The organism is Acinetobacter sp. ESBL14, from assembly GCF_036668815.1.
Lineage (GTDB): Bacteria > Pseudomonadota > Gammaproteobacteria > Pseudomonadales > Moraxellaceae > Acinetobacter > Acinetobacter gyllenbergii.
Genome location: NZ_JAZEVS010000001.1, coordinates 318,101 through 339,533, shown reverse-complemented (window position 1 = coordinate 339,533; position 21,433 = coordinate 318,101). Strand labels below are relative to the sequence as shown.

The 21,433-nt window shown below is 35.8% G+C and carries 17 protein-coding genes and 3 pseudogenes; 5 read left to right on the top strand and 15 right to left on the bottom strand.

Translation table 11 applies throughout. From position 1 onward, the window contains the following. Nucleotides 1–6: 6 nt before the first annotated feature. The 3 genes from V6E90_RS01685 to V6E90_RS01675 all read right to left on the bottom strand — a co-directional run bounded on the left by V6E90_RS01685 (nucleotide 7) and on the right by V6E90_RS01675 (nucleotide 3,210). Complete coding sequence (locus V6E90_RS01685; protein WP_332604318.1) at nucleotides 7–465, bottom strand: hypothetical protein; 459 nt, start codon at nucleotides 463–465, stop codon at nucleotides 7–9. 73 nt (nucleotides 466–538) lie between these two features. After that, entirely contained in the window at nucleotides 539–1,642 is a 1,104-nt protein-coding gene (locus V6E90_RS01680) for a restriction endonuclease subunit S (protein ID WP_332604317.1), read from the bottom strand. After that, nucleotides 1,642–3,210, bottom strand: coding sequence for a type I restriction-modification system subunit M (locus V6E90_RS01675; protein WP_332604316.1), 1,569 nt, complete (start codon nucleotides 3,208–3,210; stop codon nucleotides 1,642–1,644). The genes V6E90_RS01680 and V6E90_RS01675 overlap by 1 nt, the downstream gene beginning before the upstream one ends. Before the next feature lie 206 nt (nucleotides 3,211–3,416). On the opposite strand from V6E90_RS01675, the gene V6E90_RS01670 reads away from it, so the two are divergent. From V6E90_RS01670 to V6E90_RS01650, 5 genes are all read left to right on the top strand, one after another. After that, entirely contained in the window at nucleotides 3,417–3,866 is a 450-nt protein-coding gene (locus tag V6E90_RS01670; RefSeq protein WP_332604315.1) for a hypothetical protein, read from the top strand. Nucleotides 3,867–4,051: 185 nt separating this feature from the next. After that, nucleotides 4,052–4,267 carry a hypothetical protein gene (locus V6E90_RS01665; RefSeq protein ID WP_332604314.1) on the top strand — a complete coding sequence of 72 codons (216 nt, stop codon included), beginning with the start codon at nucleotides 4,052–4,054 and terminating at the stop codon, nucleotides 4,265–4,267. 566 nt (nucleotides 4,268–4,833) lie between these two features. Next, the gene (locus V6E90_RS01660) at nucleotides 4,834–6,354 is read left to right on the top strand and encodes an HAL/PAL/TAL family ammonia-lyase (RefSeq protein WP_332604313.1); all 1,521 of its coding nucleotides are present in this window, start codon (nucleotides 4,834–4,836) and stop codon (nucleotides 6,352–6,354) included. A gap of 296 nt (nucleotides 6,355–6,650) precedes the next feature. Beyond that, on the top strand, nucleotides 6,651–8,207 hold the full coding sequence (locus tag V6E90_RS01655; protein WP_332604312.1) for a BCCT family transporter: 1,557 nt from the start codon (nucleotides 6,651–6,653) through the stop codon (nucleotides 8,205–8,207). 139 nt (nucleotides 8,208–8,346) lie between these two features. Next, a complete protein-coding gene (locus V6E90_RS01650; protein WP_332604311.1) occupies nucleotides 8,347–9,588 on the top strand; it encodes a hypothetical protein in 1,242 nt (413 codons plus the stop codon). A gap of 268 nt (nucleotides 9,589–9,856) precedes the next feature. Here the strand turns inward: V6E90_RS01650 and V6E90_RS01645 are convergent. From V6E90_RS01645 to V6E90_RS01590, 12 genes and pseudogenes are all read right to left on the bottom strand, one after another. Beyond that, nucleotides 9,857–10,200 (bottom strand): annotated as a pseudogene (locus tag V6E90_RS01645) (hypothetical protein). A 285-nt stretch (nucleotides 10,201–10,485) separates the two neighbouring features. After that, nucleotides 10,486–11,517: an AraC family transcriptional regulator gene (locus tag V6E90_RS01640; RefSeq protein WP_332604310.1), complete on the bottom strand. Its 1,032-nt coding sequence runs from the start codon at nucleotides 11,515–11,517 to the stop codon at nucleotides 10,486–10,488. Nucleotides 11,518–11,831: 314 nt separating this feature from the next. Then, nucleotides 11,832–12,869 (bottom strand): AraC family transcriptional regulator, encoded by a 1,038-nt coding sequence (locus tag V6E90_RS01635; protein WP_332604309.1) that lies wholly within the window; start codon nucleotides 12,867–12,869, stop codon nucleotides 11,832–11,834. Between the two features lie 131 nt (nucleotides 12,870–13,000). Next, nucleotides 13,001–14,023, bottom strand: a complete 1,023-nt coding sequence (locus tag V6E90_RS01630) for a Csu type fimbrial protein (RefSeq protein WP_332604308.1) — start codon at nucleotides 14,021–14,023, stop codon at nucleotides 13,001–13,003. Beyond that, complete coding sequence (locus V6E90_RS01625; protein WP_332604307.1) at nucleotides 14,020–16,521, bottom strand: fimbria/pilus outer membrane usher protein; 2,502 nt, start codon at nucleotides 16,519–16,521, stop codon at nucleotides 14,020–14,022. Before V6E90_RS01625 ends, V6E90_RS01630 begins: the two co-directional genes overlap by 4 nt. Beyond that, entirely contained in the window at nucleotides 16,522–17,340 is an 819-nt protein-coding gene (locus tag V6E90_RS01620) for a fimbrial biogenesis chaperone (RefSeq protein WP_332604306.1), read from the bottom strand. A gap of 4 nt (nucleotides 17,341–17,344) precedes the next feature. Further along, entirely contained in the window at nucleotides 17,345–17,863 is a 519-nt protein-coding gene (locus V6E90_RS01615) for a Csu type fimbrial protein (protein ID WP_332604305.1), read from the bottom strand. Nucleotide 17,864: 1 nt separating this feature from the next. Beyond that, the gene (locus V6E90_RS01610; protein WP_332604304.1) at nucleotides 17,865–18,413 is read right to left on the bottom strand and encodes a spore coat protein U domain-containing protein; all 549 of its coding nucleotides are present in this window, start codon (nucleotides 18,411–18,413) and stop codon (nucleotides 17,865–17,867) included. A gap of 59 nt (nucleotides 18,414–18,472) precedes the next feature. Next, nucleotides 18,473–19,009 (bottom strand): Csu type fimbrial protein, encoded by a 537-nt coding sequence (locus tag V6E90_RS01605; protein ID WP_332604303.1) that lies wholly within the window; start codon nucleotides 19,007–19,009, stop codon nucleotides 18,473–18,475. A 563-nt stretch (nucleotides 19,010–19,572) separates the two neighbouring features. After that, complete coding sequence (locus tag V6E90_RS01600; protein WP_332604302.1) at nucleotides 19,573–19,731, bottom strand: hypothetical protein; 159 nt, start codon at nucleotides 19,729–19,731, stop codon at nucleotides 19,573–19,575. Between the two features lie 312 nt (nucleotides 19,732–20,043). Continuing rightward, nucleotides 20,044–20,395: pseudogene (locus V6E90_RS01595) on the bottom strand (recombination directionality factor); the annotation flags it as partial. Next, nucleotides 20,370–21,287 (bottom strand): annotated as a pseudogene (locus V6E90_RS01590) (tyrosine-type recombinase/integrase); the annotation flags it as partial. The pseudogenes V6E90_RS01595 and V6E90_RS01590, both read right to left, overlap by 26 nt. Between the last annotated feature and the right edge of the window lie 146 nt (nucleotides 21,288–21,433).

The window sequence follows — 21,433 nt, the reverse complement described above, 5'->3', positions numbered from 1 at the left end:
TGAAATTTAATTATTGGTTTCACATTTAACTGCTTTCGCAGGTGTAATATTTTTTGCTGAAACAAGTTGGGTTAAATCAAAACCTTCTGTTTCTTCCACGAATAAGTTGTAGTCTTTAATGGTGATGGTTGCCTTACCTTCATACTTGCAAAAGTCTTTTTTAATGCTATCTGGCAATTTAAATGTTTTCTTTGCTTGTTCAAAATTGCTAAAGCAGAACCATGCAGTTCGCTCATCACCTTTTGGACGAGGGATAATTGCCGATGATGTCTTGTTTGGTTCAAAGCAAATCGCATCACCCATATAATCTAAATATTCAGGGTCTAAAGTACGTGAGTACGTTCCTGTTAAGGTCACACTTCCTTTATAGTGCTTAAAACCAGAAATATCTTTCTGATATTTAAAGCTTTGAGCTTGTGCCAAGATTGGCAATGTCATAAAAGCAACGAGTATAAGTTTTTTCATCTTGATCCTATTTTAAGTTTTATAAAAAATTAAAAAGCAAAGTGAATTTTCTCACTTTGCTGATATAAAAATATTAAACAAACATCTGCTGTAACAAGCCCTTTTTCCACATTTTGGCTTGTTCAATTTGCTGTGCCACGACTTCAATTTTTTGGTCAATCGCAGATAAGAAATTAGCGATTTTGGTTTGTTCCTTTAGAGATGGAACTTTTAACTCAATATTTCCAATGGAAGTCGTATTAAGACTAGGCACACCTGTAGCTTCGTTCAGATTTAACCAATTCACTAAAAGTAATTGTTGAAAGGCAAATTTAGGTAGTATTTTTTCACCTATTTCCGTATAAAACAATGTATCTACAGTCCAAAATTTACCTGATATAAATTGAGGTTTATCAATTGTACCTTTGCGACCAATCAGAATACTTTCCCCGTCATAAAGGTATGAGTCAACATAGCGTATAATGCCGCCAGTACCTAAAACAGGAATGCCACCATCATCTAATTTCTTGTGATCTTTACCATATTTAATTTTAATGACTTCTTTAAATTTTATTTCCTCCCACTCCCCAAACTCACTCCCATCATCTGCTTTAAAACGAATCTGCTGGCTAAACAACTTCTGCATCATGCCTTGTTTATATTGGCTAAGCAGCTCATGTTTTTGAGTGAGTTGACTAATTTTTTCATCGACTGCGGAAAGGAAAGTGGCGATTTTAGTTTGTTCCTCATGGTTAGGAAGGGTAACTTCATAACCTTCTAACGATGATCTTGGTAATTGAGGGATACCACCTGATTCATTATGAATAACCAATTTATCATTAATATAATCAGCCAAATATTTAGGATGAAATTTTTTATTCTCAGGAGTTAAGCATAAAAGACGACCTATAGTACCAAACCCTCCCTGACGATAAAAAGCTGTACCTAACCCCGCCCCTCTGCCTACAACCGTTAAGGCATCATCACTAAAATTAAACTCTTCAAGATTGTAGTACCCGTATAAGCCTTGATTATCAACACTATTTGAATAGATAGGATAAACATGTGTTTCAGTCTTTACAGGAGAAAAAGCATCTTCAATAAGATCCCGCCCCACAAAAATTTTAGCAATCGACTTAATATTTTGTAGCTTATATTCACCATCAAACTCTTTAAAACGTAACTTCGGAACAGACATTACTTCACCTCCTCAAATGGTGAAGCAATTCCTAGCTCTTTGCAAAACTTAGTTATAACAGTATCGGTTTTTTGGCTTTCAACTTCTAAAGCCTGCAAGGCTTGCGCAATTGCATTGAGGTCAATCTCATCCTCAGCTTCAAAAGTATCGACATAACGCGGAATATTCAGGTTAAAGTCGTTTTCTTTCACTTCTTTTAAAGTCGCTACATGCGCATACTTTTCAATATTCTGACGGTTTTCAAATGCGCCAATAATATTGTCCAAATGCTCAGGCAATAACTTGTTTTGATTCTTCTGCTTCTCAAACTCGTTGCTGGCATCAATAAACAAAATATTGTCTTTATGCCCACGGTTTTTCTTCAACACCAAAATACAGGTCGGAATCGACGTCCCATAGAAAATATTGGCAGGTAAACCAATAATGGTATCAATCACATTGAGCTGTTCAATCAAGTACTGACGAATTACACCCTCACTCGAACCACGGAATAAAACACCGTGCGGCAGCACAACTGCCATCGTGCCATGCTCATCCAGTTGATGCAGCATGTGCTGAACAAATGCCATATCCGCTTTAGAACTTGGCGCAAGCTTGCCATAAGTGGCAAAACGCTCATCTTGTAAAAATAACGGATCAGCAGACCATTTTGCCGAAAAGGGCGGATTGGCAACCACCGCATCAAAACGTTTGTCCAAATGCTGCGGGCGAATCAAGGTATCTTCTTGCTTAATATCGAACTTGGCAAAATGCACATCATGCAAAATCATGTTCATACGTGCCAAGTTGTAGGTGGTACGGTTCATCTCCTGACCGTAAATCATATCCACATCTTGCACTTCACGCTTTACACGGAGCAACAACGAACCAGAACCACAAGTTGGATCATAGACTGAACGTAAACGAGTTTTACCTTGGGTTACGATCTTCGCCAGTAAGGTTGATACCGTTTGAGGCGTATAGAATTCCCCTGCCTTTTTACCTGCACCTGAAGCAAACTCACCAATCAGATATTCATAAGCATCACCTAAAATATCAGATTCACTATTGGAAATATCAAAATCAATATTATCTAAATGGCTCAGCACCTTCGCCACCAACTCATTACGGTCACTTGCCGTATTACCCAGCTTGGTCGAGTTTAGGTCGAGGTCTTCAAACAAATTGGCAAAGTCATCGGCAGAGTCAGAACCCAGCGTACTTTGTTCAATCGCTTTTAGCGTTGCAGCCAAATCATCTAATATGAAATCACCTTTACGGCCACGTTCTGCAAGCGTATGAAACAGTTGTTTTGGTGTCAGCGCATAACCTACTTCTTCGATGGCATTTTTTTTAATTTCTTTGATGTATGGCACATGCTCAGCATTCTTTTCATCAAGCTCTAAAAAGCCGATGTCTTCACCATCAAGCAATTCATTGGCAAAATTAACGGCTTTCTCAGACAAATACTTAAAGAAGATAAAACCTAAAATATAGTCACGAAATTCATCTGCGCCCATTTTGCCGCGCAAAGTATTGGCAATATTCCATAGTTGTTTTTGCAGTTCTTGGAGCTGTACTTGAGTCATGTTAAAAAGTAACCAAAATCATCATTTTAGAATGTGGATACTTTGGCATATTTATCATTTTTTTTTAAGTCATATTTTATCAAACAATCATCATTGCGACTTTATTTGACGTTCTACTTATATGCTCAACTTGTTTTTCCAAATGAGTAAGTTACTTTAGCTAAGACAATTAGAAATATAGGTACACTATGCTTTTTGACAATACAATGAATAAAGAGTTGCAATCATTTTCACGAAATATCGCATTTCAAATTCTCAGTGGAGGAACAGGTTTACTTTTTTTATATCGAGCAGATACTAAACCTGATTTAATTTGGTATGAATTTTTCAATTTATATATTGTCGGTTTCTTGCTATTGCTATGGTCTATATATTTAGCCTTAAGCAATGCCTCTATTTTATATAATGATTATCGCGACTATTTATGGCGTCAAAGTGAAAATTTTGACCGTATCCGATTGATGAAACATCCTGAAAAAGAAGATAATAAAACAAGCGATATTTTAAAAACTTTTAAAGGGTTAAAGCGTGTAGATATAATAAAATTTCGTTTCGAAGGAGCATTTATCTTACTTATATTGTTCCTATTCCCAATCATGTACATGCTTGGAATTATCATTATTCTTTTCCAACAGGCTAAGGCTTTTGGATTTTAAATCACAATCATTCGCTATAGGACATACAACGAATGCCAGCCCTTTGATGAATGGATCTAAGACCACTACATCAGAGCAATCATATGTGGCAGCAACGTGTAGCATACAAGAATGAACGAATTATTTTTGGATACAACTAGAAAGCTTTAATTGATGAAGAGAAGTTGTCGAAGTAAGAGAAAACTATGATTGATCATTCAAACTTTTTTACCGATGCTCTTGTTTATTTTTTTGGATGTCTAGTCCCCCTATTTTTTATATTGGCTGTTTATGCACCCATTGCACCTGAAAAGTTTTCTAAAATCGCAAAAAATAGATTTGCTTTATGTGTAATTTTTTTGCTATTGGCCATAGTCAGTTTGGGTTTAGCCAATTTATTTATTCCTAGAGGCTTTCCATAATCTTAAATTTTAGCGATAGTTGACCCCACACCCACCAGTACGACACTCGGACATCATGTAAATTTCCTGCAAAGCCCTTTGTTAGATATTTCCTAAAACGAGCTAATTTAAAAATTCAAATCGAGTTCCTTTCTTTCAATACCCCTTCTTGCGTTCTAAGCACAGCAACATATAAACAATCCTCCTAAATAATGACTTTCACTTTACGAAGAACTATAAACAAAGCTCAATCATAAAAATTTAATCTATAAAATCAAAATGATATTAAATAATTTTAAAAATTTGTTTTCAATTTAAACCCAATCTAGTATACATATGTATATACAAGTAAACACATCCAAATCTTTCATCATCATTCTTTTCTGAGTTTTTATGGAAAAAGTGTATGTGCTGTAGACCTACAATGCCGAGATCAAAGTAGGTATATAAAGAAACTGTGTTTTATGCACAAGCGTAGGAAATAAAACCTTCCTATAGTGAAGAGCAAGGGAAATGCTTTTCTTAGGCAATATCAAAAAGAAATGCATCTGTTTGCAAACATGAAAGCAACGTATCAGGACGAAACGATGACCATTCAATTAGGCGACAAAATTGATATAGAGACCTTTATTCAAATTGCCCGCTTTAAAGCCCCACTTGAATTCTCCGAAGACTACGTTGTACGTGTCAAAAAATCACGAGCCGTTCTAGAAGATATGATGTCTCGTGATGAACCGATGTACGGGATTAGCACTGGCTTTGGTGCACTGTGTTCAGAAAAAATCTCTCAACAACAAACCGCAGAATTACAAGAAAATTTAATTTTATCTCATGCCGTTTCCGTTGGTGAACCATTCAACGAAGAGCAAGCACGCGCCTGTATGCTGATGATTCTACAAAACCTAGGTCAAGGTTATAGCGGTGTACGTTTTGAAGTACTCGAGAGGATTCGCCAATTTTTAAACCTGAATTTAATTCCTTGGATGCCCAAAGAAGGCTCGGTTGGCTACTTGGCGCCTGAGGCACATTTAGCACTGACGCTCACGGGACGTGGTCAGCTTTACTACCATGGACAGTTACGTGCAACCCAAGAGGTATTAGCAGCGGAAAATATCCCACCACTACAGTTGCAAGCAAAAGAAGGCTTAGCCTTAATCTCAGGTACTACCTCGACTACCGCCCTTGCCAGTTTAGCTTTATATGACCTGCAAAATGCGGCCAAGTCTGCGGATATTATTGCGGCTCTTAGTCTCGAATCATTGGAAGGAATCCTGATTGCCTTTGATGAACGCGTGATGAAGGTTCGCCCTCATCCTGAGCAGGCACAAACGGCATCAAATATTCGACGTTTACTAAAAGATTCAGAACTGGCCCTACTTAAACATCCAACCAAATTACAAGATGCACTCTCACTCAGATGTATCCCACAACTGCATGGTGCTGCCAAGAAAGTTTTAAATGATGCGCTAATCACAATTGAAATTGAAATGAATGCATGTTGCGATAATCCTATCGTTTGGCATGATCAAAATCAGCAAGAAATCATTTCGGCCTGTAATCCAGACTCATCTTATGTGGGCATGGCAATGGACACGGCAGCAATTGCGGCTACAAATTTAGCCAAAATGTCTGAACGCAGAAATAACCGTTTGATTGATGGTAGTTTGTCTGGATTTCCATATTTCCTGATTCAACAACCTGGATTAAATTCAGGATTGATGATTCCACAATATACGCAAGCCGCGCTTTTGAATGACATGCGCATGTTATCCCACCCTGCAACCATTGATAATACCCCGACTTGTGGCAATCAAGAAGACTATGTGGCAATGGGTTATAATGCCGCAAAAAAAGCAATCTCCATTGCCGACAAGCTAGAATACATTCTGGCCATTGAGCTGTTATCGGGATATTACGCTCATCAATTTCTGTCAAAAGATAAAAAACGAAGTCCTGCGATGCAGGCAATGATCGACGCATTAGAGCAACGTATCAAAATCTCAGACCAAGATACTTATCTCTACAGTTTTATCAATGAAATCAAAGGAATGATTCACGATGGTACGCTTTTAAACATCATTGAAGATAAAATTGAAAAATTAGATTAAATCAACAGGACTTTTAAGCTCTATAAACTTAAAAGTCTTTTTTTATTCTATTTTCAAACTGAGTTTTAAGATCAAAGCCTCATTGATCAACATCCATTTATTCAATTCACTTGGATAGAATCTTGTTCGCTTAAATTATTTAATCCCATTAAAAAACATAGGGTTAAAATTCAAACTTTAGTTGTATATACATGATAAAGCATGTAATGTTTATCTTGTGCAAAAAACAATCGCCACATGGATATCTCCGTGGCAAGTCATAAGCCTACTCCCACCGAATACATAAGGATGAGTATATGGAAGGTGTTTCAAAACAGGTAAAAACCGTACGCTGGGGTGTCTTCGTTCCCTTATTTTTATTAATGTCTTCCGCTGTTGTTTTAGGCATTTCGCATAGCGAAGCGTTAATTAACCTGACCAAAGATTTTTTTAACTGGTCACTACAAAACTTTGGTTGGTTATATCAATGGGTCTCCATGATTTCGCTCATCTTGGTCGGAATCATATTGGTATCTCGCTATGGGCATATCCGTATCGGGGGAAAAGATGCCAAAGCCAGCACCAGCTTTGGTCGATGGTTTGCCATGGCACTCAGCAGTGGCGTTGCAACTGGTTTAATCACCTATGGGGTGAACGAACCGATTATCTATTTTGGTAATGTGTATGGAGAGCTGAACCAAGTCGGGGTAGAACCATTGACACATAGTGCTGCGATTTGGAGTCTGGGCCGTGTCTTTTACAATTGGGGCTTTATCCCTTACTCCATGTATACCCTCTCTGGTTTAATCGCCGCTTATATGTATTACAACAAGAAAAAAGGCTTATCTGTTGCTGCAACTTTGGAACCTCTACTCGGAAAATACGCTCAGAATCGGATTATTGCAGATATCATTGATGTGCTTGCAACCATGGCAATCGTCCTCAGCTTAGCATCGGGCCTAGGTACGGGTTTGACTGTCGTGGTCACAGGTCTAAAAGTCGCTTATGGTTATCACGCCACTACGATTTTATGGGTACTGTTAGGTGCATTAACCACCTTCTTATTCACCTTCTCATCTTATTTAGGTTTAGACAAAGGCTTTAAAATTCTAGCGAGTATTAAATCGAAAGTTTTATATTTCTTGCTGATTTTATTATTCCTTACTGGCCCAACCTTTTACATCCTGAGATCATCTACTGCGGGTATGGCAATTTGGCTGGATAATTTCTTCCTTTGGGGTCTAGATCCAATTGATATTGGTGGTCCAGCCTTAACCCAATGGTGGACGCTGTTTGACTGGGCGGTTTGGGTGGCTTATGCACCATTGATGGGAATGTTCTTGGCGCTGATCGCATACGGTCGTACCTTAAAAGAGTTCATTATCGTGAACTGGATTATGCCTTCTTGCTTTGCCCTCGTCTGGTTTTCAGTTTGGGGAGGCACATCGCTTTATTTACAGCAAAGCGGTGTATTGGATTTAGTCCAAATTATTAAGGATAACGGTGCAGTGTCTGGCCTATGGGCGTTCTTACAGCACCTTCCATTTAAATTAGGTATCGTCATCGTACCGCTGATTCTGGTTTTAACTCTGTTTTCTTCCGCCGTTGCTGCAAACAGCATTACGACTACAATCGCAGGTATGTGTAGCAAAAATGTCCCGATTGGTGAAGAAGCGCCATCGTACCAACGTATTATCTGGGGTGTTTTAATTGGTTCTATTGCCATCATCATGAGTGCCTTTGGTGGCGGTGGACAAGGGATTGATGGAATTAAATATTTAGCCGTTTGTGGCGGCTTCTGTGTCCTGTTTATTTTTATGCTGCAACTGCTCTCAATTATTAAAACCTTTTTCTACGACAAACCTGTCGAGTAAGTTGTTATTTCCTCCCGATTAAACAGGATTTGATCGGGACAACTCTCTTTATCTTCAAAAACTAATTTAAAACACTCGATTTCTCGAGGGAATAAGTCTTGCCGTTGGAAGGCAGATCAAACTAATTTAAGGACAAAATATGCAACATTTTTCAAATAGCTCATCCCTGATGCGACGTACTGTATCGACTCAAACATTTCAATCACAGACCATTTCAGCCATTATTTTGTTCAATTTAGGCATACTTTTCAGTGCTGCAAGTTCTGCCGATGAAACAATGAATGCCAAGCAAGTCTCCCAAAATCGTGTAGACCTTGGCGGAGCTGTTCGTATGCGCTTGGATTACGATCCTGACCGAGATATCCGCAAGTTAAGTTTTGATACAGCAATCGTGAATCTCGATTTTTATTATGACCAACTCTCAGGTCACATCGAGCATCGTGTTTTGGGTGGTGCATATCCTTATGATTATACTGATCATATTGGTGATGTTAACTTCACTAAAAAAGCCTATCTTGAGTATGCAGTAAATCCCCAGCAATCAATTCAAGTCGGTTTAAATCAGGTTCCAATTGGTTTTCAGCCCTATTACACCAGTACAGTCATTGAGTCGATGGCTTATATCGCAGGAATTGAAGACTTATATCGCTTAGGTGCAAAATATAATTATAAAAAAGACAATCATGAAATCTATGCGGCTTACTATGCCGCCAATCCGTGGAAAGGCAAAGGAACAAGCCAAGGGGCATATTATTCTAATCAGCTTATTCCTGCCGATGAAAATCTCGAGAATGGCACGCACTCTAAAGAGCAAGATGCCGTTGCCTTACAATACAACTATACTCAAAACAATGACAGTTGGTCAGCAAACTATGGGATCTCTGCATACTATGCTCAGTTAAAGTCAAAACTAAAAGAGGATAAAGAAGGTCATCGTGGCGTCTACGCACTGCATTATGGGCTAAATAAAGATCGTCTAGGGCTTAAATTTATCAGCATATTTAATCAGATTGATACTCCCTATGATCAGACGACTTTCGGCTCTTATGATGGAACTTTTAATGTCGCCAACAAAGGTGTGCTCTACAGCTTAGATCTCAACTATAAGATTCCAGAATTTAATGTAAAGGAGATCAATGATTTCAATGTGTATCTGCATTACAGTCGATACGATAAAGCAAAAAAAGCATTTCTAGACTCAGAGCAGCTGGTATTAGGTTCCGCCTTTACCTACAAGAAAAATGTGTATATTGCCGCTGAATGGTTATTTGGAAAAAATAATCCTTATATCGGTGGTAGTAGTTATGGACAGAGTCTTGCTGCAGGTGGAAGCAATCAATGGGAAAATCAAGTCAACGTTAATATTGGCTATTATTTTTAAGATCTAACCAGTTGAAATAAATAATATTTTATCTAGATTTTATATACTTAAATTTTAGTATAAAAAGCCCTGAAACTTTCATTTCAGGGCTTTTCCGAATTTTGGTGAAGATGACGTCAGTTGAACCAAAACAATAAAACACTGTTTTATTTAAATTTTATTTTAATATAACTCAAACTCACCCAATTTTGACCCATTAAATTTTGGTACATTTTTTGATGGATTAAAAATGCTTACTGCATAAGATTAAAAGTAGCATATGTACTTTTTAATGCACTTTCATGTTTGCCTCAGTTAAATAAGCTTTCTTGCTAGTTTTGTTCCACAAACAGAGCTCTTGTCCAATTTTATTCTTCATATGTGCTCGTGGATATTGTCCCTGAATCAAGAGTGCAGAGTATCCTACACGGTCTTCAAACAACATAACATTACTCACTGCCTTAGCATTTTTAAGCTGACTGGCTTTTTCAGGAGCCGATTTGATATCCTGCTCATGATTTTTCCATGCCTGTTCCGGACTTGCGAAAGTCACATCACACTTGTGATAGCAGAACTTGTCGCAAAACCTAAAATAGAAAGATATTTAAAAAAGATACTATGCCTGACTACCATGATGAATTCCTGAAATTCGACTGTCTGGATTTATACTGAAACAAACTTATGAGGGAATCGAGCAATTTATACATGTTGTAACAGCACTTATTCGGGATTACACATAACGATGGTAAGTTGCCCATAATTTAAACTTTAAAATGCTCACTAATAATTTCGCTGCTCAGACTATCTTAAACAAAATCAAATGACCATTAACATAGTTCCCCCCTCCATGACTGGTTAACCTATCAGATAGATTATTCTCGTGAAGGCTGTAAGGATATTTACACCCATAAGTTATCATCACTTAGCAAGCAATTCTCGGTAATTTTTAGGAGTAACGCCCGTTAAGGACTTAAACCAAGTAATAAAAGCATTGCTTGTAAAGAAACCTAAGTTCTTTGAGATAATTATTACCGATGCATTTGAATTACTTAAATACTCTTTAGCAGTTTCTAGACGAACCTCTTCTAACAACTTAGTATATGTAGTTCCTTCATCATTTAATCTCCGAGTTAATGTACGAATATTAAGCCCTAATTTCTCTGCAGCAATTTCTCGTGATATCACACCCTTTTGCAACTGAAATGATATAATAAATTTAACTCTATTTGAAATTTCATCTTCAGGCTTATTCTGTCCAATAACATTTACTACATACTTCTCCAAATTAAAATAAAGCTCTTGATCTGCAGACTTAAATGTTTTTTTTAAAGCATCTTTTGATATAGCTAGTAGGTTTCGATTCATACCAAATGAAACAGGAATATTAAAATAGCTATCAAACACTTTCTTCACTTCAGAATTTTTTACATTATGCTTAAAGTGAATATATTTAACATATTGAGAATTACCTCCTAGTTTAGATTTAATAAAATCTATCCATAAGGCATATCTAAACTCTATAGATTTTTGTATAAGAAAAGAACTGTTAGAAACATTAATAAATTCTAAAAAAATATAATAATCATCTTCTGACACAACCATTTTCTCTCCAACATCACCATTTATCTCCCTATACTTACATGCGACATTTAGTGCTTCACCTAAGTTACTACATACACTTAATAGCATTCCTAACACACCAATAAGCGGCGCTCCATCTTTCAACAAAAAATGTACGAACCATAAAGGGTCATCAGAGTTATTATCTAAATATATTATTAAACGTTCAAAAATTTCCAGTGATACATACTGCTTTTCTTTTTTATAGAACTCTTCATCAACACCAACAACTTTTAAAATTTCAACTCTATCAAGGTCTTTAAAATCATAATGTTCAACAAAATATTTAAAAGCTGAAAAACGAACTCTCAGAGATCTTTTTCCGTCCATATTCACCTCACAATATTCAAATTTAAAAAATAATAAAAAACCTACATTTCTTTAAAAAATACATAATTTCCAAATACTATTCAACAAAAACCTAATCCAAAATTTAATTAAGCGCTATTTCAACAACATCAAAATCATTCAAAAAATAATATAAAAAATTAGCCTCTGATGAAATCAACCCCTCCAAAATAAAATAGATGGATTTTAAGAAAAAATTATATTTATAAAACATCTTGTTAGAGAAATCTAAATCATAAATAGAAAATCAGCCTAGGCATTTTTCAAAAATAATTAATAAAAACAAATTACAAATATTATTTATTCGTTTTCTGATAATCTCTATATTTTTTAGGTGTTTTGCCAGTTAAAATCTTAAACCATGTAATGAAAGCATTGCTAGTAAAAAAACCTAATTTCTTTGAAATAGTTACAATATTCATATTTGAATCACTCAAGTATTCCTTAGCTGATTCCAGCCTAACTTCTTCTAATAAATTACTGTATGTAGTTCCTTCTGCACTTAGTTTTCTAGTTAAAGTACGAATATTAAGTCCTAACCTTTCGGCGACTATCTCACGAGAAACCACTCCGTTCTGCAATTGAAATGATATAAGTGATTTTATCTTGTTTAAAATAAATCCATCATTTACATATACATCTAATAAGCTTGAAACATATTTTTCAATACTTAAATATAGCTCTCTGTTTGCCGACCTAAATGGTATCTTCAAAGCATCTTTCGAAACCACCAACATTGACACACCCATATTAAAATATACTGGGCATCCATAAAATTCACTATATAACTTTTCTTCCCCAACATTAACTAATCTATGTTCAAAATAGATACACTTAATAAAATCACCACCATTATCACAAGTCTTTTTAATAAAATCTACCCACCACAAAAACCTAAACTCTACAACCCTCCTAATATAAGTCAAGTTATCAGAACAGCTTATAAGTTTTAAATACAATTGACTTTCATCTTCACCAACAACCATTTCATCCCCTATATTTCCATTTATCTCTCTATATTTACAGGCTGTAACAATAGCTTCGTCCAGGTTATTACTGACTGTCATCAGCAATCCTAAAACAGCGATTGATGGGCCATTATTAATTAACAAAACTTTCAAAAAAAACAGAGGGTCTTTTAGATTTTCATCTAAGTATATAACAATTTTTTCAAAATAACTTAATGGGACATATAAAGGATCTATTTCTAATAAATTTTCGTCCAATCCAGATTTTTCTATTAGATCTGAACGTTGGATATTTAGCTTCTCACAATTATTCAAAATATACTTAATAACTTCAAAACGAACTTTACTTTGTTGCTTACTTTCCACATTTATCCCTACAACATTCCCCTGCATCCTTGCAGTTAAAACATCCTAGCAAACTAATAGAATACAGCTGTAAATCTGCACAATACTAATATTTAAAAATTGAATATCTAAATTTTAATTAAGAAATATTATCAAAATGAAACCTCAACTGTCACTGTATCTTGGTAAATACCTGCTGGTAAGTTATCCGAATTACTATCGAGAACTTTAGTGGTAAATACATACCCCTGTTGTGTTATTGCATCATGGATACCTGGATTTGTTGTTGCATTTAAGCTAGACCAGCTTTCACTACCACTTCCCCAACGTTCAGATGTAGCATTTTTATAGATTTCATATTTCATGAAATCATTACTTGATTGGGATTTCATTGAACGTTGATTACCATCTTGCGGATAAAGACCATTATTTAGACTAACAATATAAGGCGTGTTAATTGAACAGCGAATTCCCATTGAGGTTTGTATGGGTTCAAATTGTCCTGCGAATGCTGCTGTCCCAAAATTGACATTCTGCGCAAGAATTCGACAATCAGGTAGTACTCTAATTCTTAATGTTTGGACTGACTCAACTCCATCCCCCCATCTAAAACCAATCCCCAATGCTCCGCGCTTAAATTTTGGACTTTCAAAGAAAAATCCGAGCCCCGCAGCTGCAAACGCTGGAACTGAATAATACCATCGTATTCTAAATGGCACATCTGTATCATATATACCTGGTGAAACGTTTTGTCCCGCAGGAAGCTGGTAATAAAACGGTAAGCTGCCATTAGGCCCAGAAAAGAAGTTTAGTAGAGAAAAACGACTCATGTCTTTTTCTAAACCAGAAGAAATTGCTCCATTATCCGTATCGTATAAATTAGCGTAAAGTTGTTCACCAGTCTGTGAATTTTTAAAAGTATTCGACATTTGCTCAACTCTATATTTTAAATACGTCATATTTGCGAAAGCTGCACTAAAACCTTCACATGACATACCTGATTCAAATTGACTTGACGCTTCTCCATTTTCAAAAAGTGATATTGAAGGTACAGTTATAGTAATAGTTCTATTTGTACTCGAAACTGAACAACTTGCATGCGTATGACTTATGAATAAAACTGAACTAAAAGCCAAAAGACTAACATTCATTATCTTTTTCGAATTGAATTTCATGGTTTAGATACCTCACGGCACATCACTGGCTTAATTACAACAATCTGGTTTTTTGCTTGTGCGAGATCCACTGAAAAATCTGCTTTACAAATCGTTTGATCCGGGAGTTGTACTGTTATTGAATTTTCAGCTGTAAGGTTTTCCATATAAGCAATACCATCCATACCCACATAGCTGGATTCATAATCTGCTCTATGCACTGTTGAACCTGCTGGTACTAGCTGATTATTTTCCTGAACCAAATACACATTTGCTGAATATGAATTATTAACTGGGAACTTAATCACTACGCCTGAACCGCGTCTGGCAGCGATTCTGTTCTCAACTTTGGTAATGGTATAATTCGATGGTAAATCAATTGGGTCCACACTATATTTACCCGCATAATAAGGGGTTACAGAAGGCACAAAAATACGGCCTCTTTTATTGCTCGTACCAATTAAATTATTCTCATAACGGACTTTCACGTCTGGAACATCATTGGTATCAATTAATGCAAATGATTCGCCTAGGCGATTTGCAGCATAAAGGCCATTCTCCATGTAAACGAAAGAGCCAGAAGCACCGAACCAATAGTTGTAGTCATGATTTCCAGAAAGACCAAAGTTCGAATTAATATATTTATTACGATAATTGACTTGCGCCTGGTTTAAATCTTCTGCATTTTCATTAAACCTTCTGGTTAGATCATAACCAAACCCACCTTCAGATGGAGTCATGTGATTATAATTAACGTAGCCATAATCTCCTGAAGGATCAAAGGAATAGCCAGCATTTACAGTAGAAGCTCTCTGGAACAATGGAATTGATATCTGGAAAGCAGCATTCCATTCATTCTCAATAAAATCATGATTGGCACTAAGAGAGATTGTTGCTCCTTTCATATAAGAAGGAAGCACTGGAGCCCAAGACAAATTTAATAGTTTGTTTTCAAATTTATTAGATTCAGTCTCAATATACCCAATCCCAAATGTTCCAGACTTTTTCGTAGCAAAATAGGTATTTGCAGTCGTGCTTCGATTACTGTTTGCTGAGATTAGATCTGAATATTGTAATCTTGATAAATCAAAGTATTCATCATTACGATCTGTATGGCTAATGTTAAAGCCAAAACGGTTCCGATTATAGCTATAACCGATTGTATATTGTTCCCCACTTAAATTATCGTTTTTCTTTTCTGAAAGAGATTTGTCCGCCCAGCTTTTGGTTACAGAGCCATTTAATACCCCCCAATTGCCAAGTTTAAGAATCGACCCCACACCAACTAACTGTAAATCACTTGAAAATTCAGATCGTCCTTCAGCTGTAAGCCAGTTATTTACACCATATCGTGCATCAAGAGCACTGGCGAACTTACCATAAGAAAAATTCTCTATTCCATAGTCTTCACGAATTTGTCCCAGTGAAAGAGAATAATCAAAGAGACCTGGTTTTAATAAAGCATTAGAAATATAAAAGGGAACAGTCGTTGCAACCTGACGACCAACAGCATCAGTCGTCACAACAACAGCCTCACCTTTACCATTAATAAAAGGAATGTTATTTAAAATAAAGGGGCCAGACTGTACTTCTGTAGAGTTTGCCTTTTGTCCATTGATAATTAAATCAACAGTGCTTGGTAATGCAGCCTGTCCTTCAAACTGAGGTAGAGGATAAGTTATTAAATCAGGTCGAGTAGCATAATTTCGTTGCAGTTGAAGGCCACCTAAACGAACCGAACTCCCCCAAGTCGTTTTATTACTTGTAATAATGTCCCCTAGCAATAAGGAGGTTGCATTATTTTGATTATCGTATTGCCAAGTTGTATCGTAGCGTTTATAGCCATCATTATTTCTCGAGTTAGAATTTTCCCCAGAATTTTCATGATGGGTTTTGACGTACACTCCTGAATTTTTAAATACCCCATAAGGCGAAAAGAAGCGCTGTTCAGTATATAAACTGCTTGTAGTATTACCAAACTTTGGCTTATAAGTATAAAAATCGTAATTATTCAATAAACCTATCCCTGACTGTGCATGCTCAGGTTTATACCAAGAATCTTTTCCTACCATTTGAGTCGGCATCCAACTAGCAGGCACATCTAAATTAAAATACTGTCTAGCGGAATTATATTCATACTTTAATTCTGGAATTGTATTTAATGCTAACCAGTCAGAAGAGTCACCAGAAAAACCAAGGGTCAAGACATCCTGATCAGTCAAAGAAGAAGCACTTGAGTACATTACATCTTCTGGAATACTGATACTTAAATCATTTATGACCTTGGATTTCTGAATAAAATAATCATTATTCTTGACAAGAATCGGTACAACCTGACGTGTGGGATATTGATTTACGTTCAAATCCAAATACAGTTTGAATAACTGATTAACTTCTTCAATCCCCTTTGGAGCAGGAGGCAATTCCCCAGCAATTAATGCCTTAGGATAAATCCAAGCCCCGCCCGTGACTAGAATACAAAGAATACTCTTATATAAATAATTATATTGGAGAGTCATTTAACCACCCCCCTTTTTTATTTCAATTAACTCTTGTTTTACACCAGAACTATCCAAACCATAAATGCTAATGGAATTGAGTAATTCACGTGATATACCAGGTTCAACCTCAAATTTCATTGTTGAATTTGGTAAAATATAACCAAATGCAGCTTTGCCTAAAGCAACTTCTTTACCAGTTTGTGTCGTTTTAATTGCAGACAGTCTTGCAAATTTTTGCCCATCATTTTTCAAAAATAATTCGGTCTTACCTTGTACATTTTTTTGTGTATACCATGACAACATTGGTTTCGCTAAAGGATTCTTGGCATTTATTTTTTGACTTTCTTCTGTTAAGCCACTTCCAACACCCTTACCATACACAAATAATGGAATAGAGTAACGCATTTGGAAACTAACTTTAGATGCTTTACTTTCACCCTCAGTTTGTAAATTTACGGGTAATTCATCAACAATGACACGGTAAGCAATTTCCTTACCTTCTGGAACTAATCCTGCCTGAGTAAGACGCAACATATGCTTCTCACCAGCTTTTATTTTTGCCACCGGTGGACTAGGAATGACTTCATTTTGCTCACTATAGTCATCTTTAAAATTATTTTGATTCCACTTAAAAACACGGACCTGAACCATTGCATCTGTTTTCCCCGTATTTTGAAGCCAAATAGCGACAGCTTTTTCATTTGCTTCTATTTTTGGATAAATAGGCCAAATCAAAAATGTTGCTTGCGCCATTGAAAAACTAGATACAAGACAGGTTGTTAAAATTAAAGCGAAAGAAATCGACAATAATTTTATTTTTGAAAGAAAATAAGCCATATAATCACCATGAAATCAAAATTGAGACTGTATCTTTATAAATTCCCGCCGATCTAAACTGATTATTATTATCAAGATCAGCCACACCATAAACTGAAAAATCAAGGATAGAATTTGCAGCAGTTGTAGGGCTCAATGGATAAATATTCCCAGCCATATACTCCGTATTTAAACTACTAGATGTATATAGTTTGTAATTTATATATTCTGATGAACTGCTATTTTTCATACGGCGATTATGATTCACATCAAAATACTCCCCAGCATCCAACATAACACTAACAGGCATTCTTTCAGTACATTTTATACTCCAGGTTGTATTTGTATTTATAATACTTGAAGTTATTTTCTCTTGTGACAAAGCTGAATGCTGCCCAAAATCCATGTTCTGCTCACTATTTACTAGGCTACAACCTTTTTCAATAGTTGCTTGAACTATAAATGAGGATTTAGTTTGCGGTGCTGCTGCGTAAATAGGTTGGCCAGAACCTAGAAGCAATACAATAAATATTATTCTCTTCATTTTAGAACTCAATAACGATTGGAACTATATCACTATAGCTTCCCATAGAAATACGAGTACCATTATTTATGGCTCGACCAAACACAATTACATTTTGAGGTTGATTGACATTACTTAAAACAAAAAAATCATTCGGCTTTATTATCAATTTATTTTCACCATACAACAAATTATAAGCAACAAAATCTTTCCCATTGGTTAGGGCATGATAATAATTTCCAGAAAAACCAGATGGTACATTTACATCATTTTGACCCGAACCAAAAGTTAATTTGACTTGAGATATTCCAGAGCATTGAATTTGAATACCTGCACCATTTTCCCCGATCAAACTTGATTCGATGACCTCATTAAATGAAGCATTTGTTTCACCAAAATCTATTTCACCCAAGTTAATATTTGTAGTTCCATCAGCTATAGGCTTATTATTAATAAAACATGAAGGTAATAATTCTATCTGTGTATTTAATTTTGCGCCTAAATCACCCGCATAAACCGTATCAACCGAATAACCTAAAAGCGTTATAAACAAAGCGCGAATAAAATGCATTTCCCCTCCTTAAATGGGTTTGCCTCCCTACGGAACAAACCCATCTAGCTAACAACAAGTTAGAAGTTTACAGTTACTAATAAAGTATCCTTGTAATCACCTTGCGCTTTTGCTGTACCCGCATTTGGAGCAATAGCACCAAAAATAGGAACTGGAGTTGCTTGACCACCTACCGCAGTAAATGCTTGCGGTTGATTTACAGCATAAAGATTAGAACGTGCAGCATCGCGATAAACATTATAAGAAACAAGGTCATCTGCTACAGTATTTTTCAAAGAACGGTCACTACGCTCACCACCATCGATAGAAACTGTAAAGTCCACAGGATCAGTACCATCACAAGTCACTTCAAGTTCACCACCTGTAGCAGAAGAAGCAACTTCGGCAGTTAAAACGTTAGTCCAAGTACCACTTGTTTTACCAAAATCTAGAGTACCAAATTTGTTCATGCTTCCTTCCGTAGTTGAACCGCCTACAGAACAGCCAGTTGAAACATTTAATTTAACATCAACTTGACCAGTTACAGCAGCTTGAGTTTGAGCAACAAACCCTGAAACTAATAAAACAGCTAAAGCAGTTTTTGTGATATTTCTCATAACAAACACCATAAAATGTTAATTGGTTAACAGGAGTTGTAAGGTTATCACGCTGAAATTAACCACCTATTTCTCATTTGGGTCATATCATTTTTTATTTTGGGACATACAAGTAGTACTGGTAAAACCTATACAGAATTACTAGCATAAAAAATTGTTCAAATATTATCCTTAAACGCCCTTACTATGACTTTTATTGAAGTTAAGTCACGTTCTGCAAACCCACACTCTATAAAATCTTTTGCTAATAGATCCAAATAAAAACATTTATCCAGATAAATCTCAGTATAAATAGTAAGTAATCCTTGATCTTTATTTGATGTACAGAGGAAATAAGCCACTTCAATTTCAGCAAGTAACTCAGATCGGATGAATTTAATAAATTTTTCACGTGTAAAAACATTATTATGCCTAAAAAAAACTCTTAAGCAGTTCCCACATGATTGTGTAAATACCATTTCAAAGAATTTCATACATAAAAATTAATTAGACTTTTTTATCTTATATATCTTTATTATTTATTTTTAAATTTTCAATTTAGGACACAACTACACTGTACTGAATTAATTTATTTTTTCCCTAAAAATATACAAATCAGATAAGAATAAATATTCTTGCTTTTTTGTCATAATATACCATACCCCCCGATGGACATACTCAATTTCAACACCTTTTGCATACAACCCAGCTGCATCAAAGCCCGAAATTAATTTATCATACATTACAGCTATCCAACTTATATAGATAATAAAAAGGCCTGCCTAAGGCAGGCCTTTCAGAACAAGATTCATTGTCTCATTTGGCACCGAGACTTCACTCACTCTCACTGATTAATGCTAAGAATAATTCAGAGACTTAATATTACCAACACAATTAAATAATTAACAACCTATATTTTAAATATGTCTCAAATTAGAACAAAATAAGTCTCATACCAATAATTTAAAAATTAATTTTTTATACTACCCCTTTAAGCATTATTATTTTCAAATTCAAAAATATAATCCTCCCAAACTGATTTGCAGTTTGTGCTTATGAGCTACTTCCTCTTGATAAAATCCTGCTTCTTTACTTTGTTCGTTAATTTGCTTAGCTGAAGTAATGGGATCATTAAGATTTACTCCATTACTTAAAGTTAAGTCCATTTATTAGATCGGAGTATGGTAACTCTAGGCAGTACTCTTACCTCGTAAGGTCAGTTTTAATAGTAAACATGAAAGTAGATTACCTGATACAGCACTGTAATAATGTAGCCTTGCTACCAAGGTATGGAATGTTCAAGGTTATGGTTCTAAAAATGCACAAATCCAACTCATTTGTCTTATCTAGATTGATGTAAAGCCGCCCATAAGGCTTTCCCAGCCAAAATTGACTCAATAAGCATAGCTTGCTTGTTATTTAGTCGGTGTGGAAATAACAGATCCTGATTATGTGTCAGACGCAATGCCTGAAGTTCATCGATCATAATGCCTGTTAAAAGGGTACACTATGGGGTAAACCGTTCTTCATACGCTCAGCAGGGATATCCTACGCTCATCTAGATCAAATTCATCCCAACACGCTTGCAGTAATTCACTTACTCGAACGCCAGTAAGCATAATCAGAATAATTGCATGATGGGTTTCATCTGCTGGATAGGTTTTGATCCGTCTAAGGAATTCAGGCATTTCGCTTTCTGATAATGAAGCTAAGTTCTTCACTTTTTTATTTTTAAGTGCGTAGACCAAATCACTTGCTGGATTATCATATCTATTGCCATGAGCTATGGCATATTTCATGACCATACTACAACGTGACAAGGTGCGTTTGGCCACCTCTAATGAGCCCCTAGATTCGATTTTTTTGATTATCTGCAATACCTCTGGTGCTTGAATTTGATTAATTCGTTTATTGGCCAGAGCAATATACAGCTCATCTAAAGATGCTCGCACATTACTGATATGTTTGAATGATCATGTCTCTTTTTAATTCTCAAACCAGTCTTCAACCACCTCTTTAAAAAGTGGTTTTAACTCATCAACAGCCTCTACACGAGAAAACTTATATTTTATATCTAAAGCAATTTCACGGGCTTTTTCAAATCTAGATCAGGATACTGCCCTAATGCTTTAGATTTTCTTTGCCCATCAACTGTAAGTCGAAGCGCCCAATATTTACCCCCTTTGGGATCAATGATGAGTGACAACCCATTAGAATCTGATAATCGATATTGCTTTTCTTTAGGTAATGCCTTTTTGCACTCCACATCAGTTAGTGCCTTTTTTCCTGCCTCAATCATTTTGAATCTTGTGAGTAAATTTTCCCAATAATTACCCAGAGAAGGCAAAAATAAGGTCAAATCAAGTCGGATGATATCGGACAAACAGGCAAATAAAAAAGCCTTTAAGCATTGAACTTAAAGGCTTTTCTATATCGGATCGAACA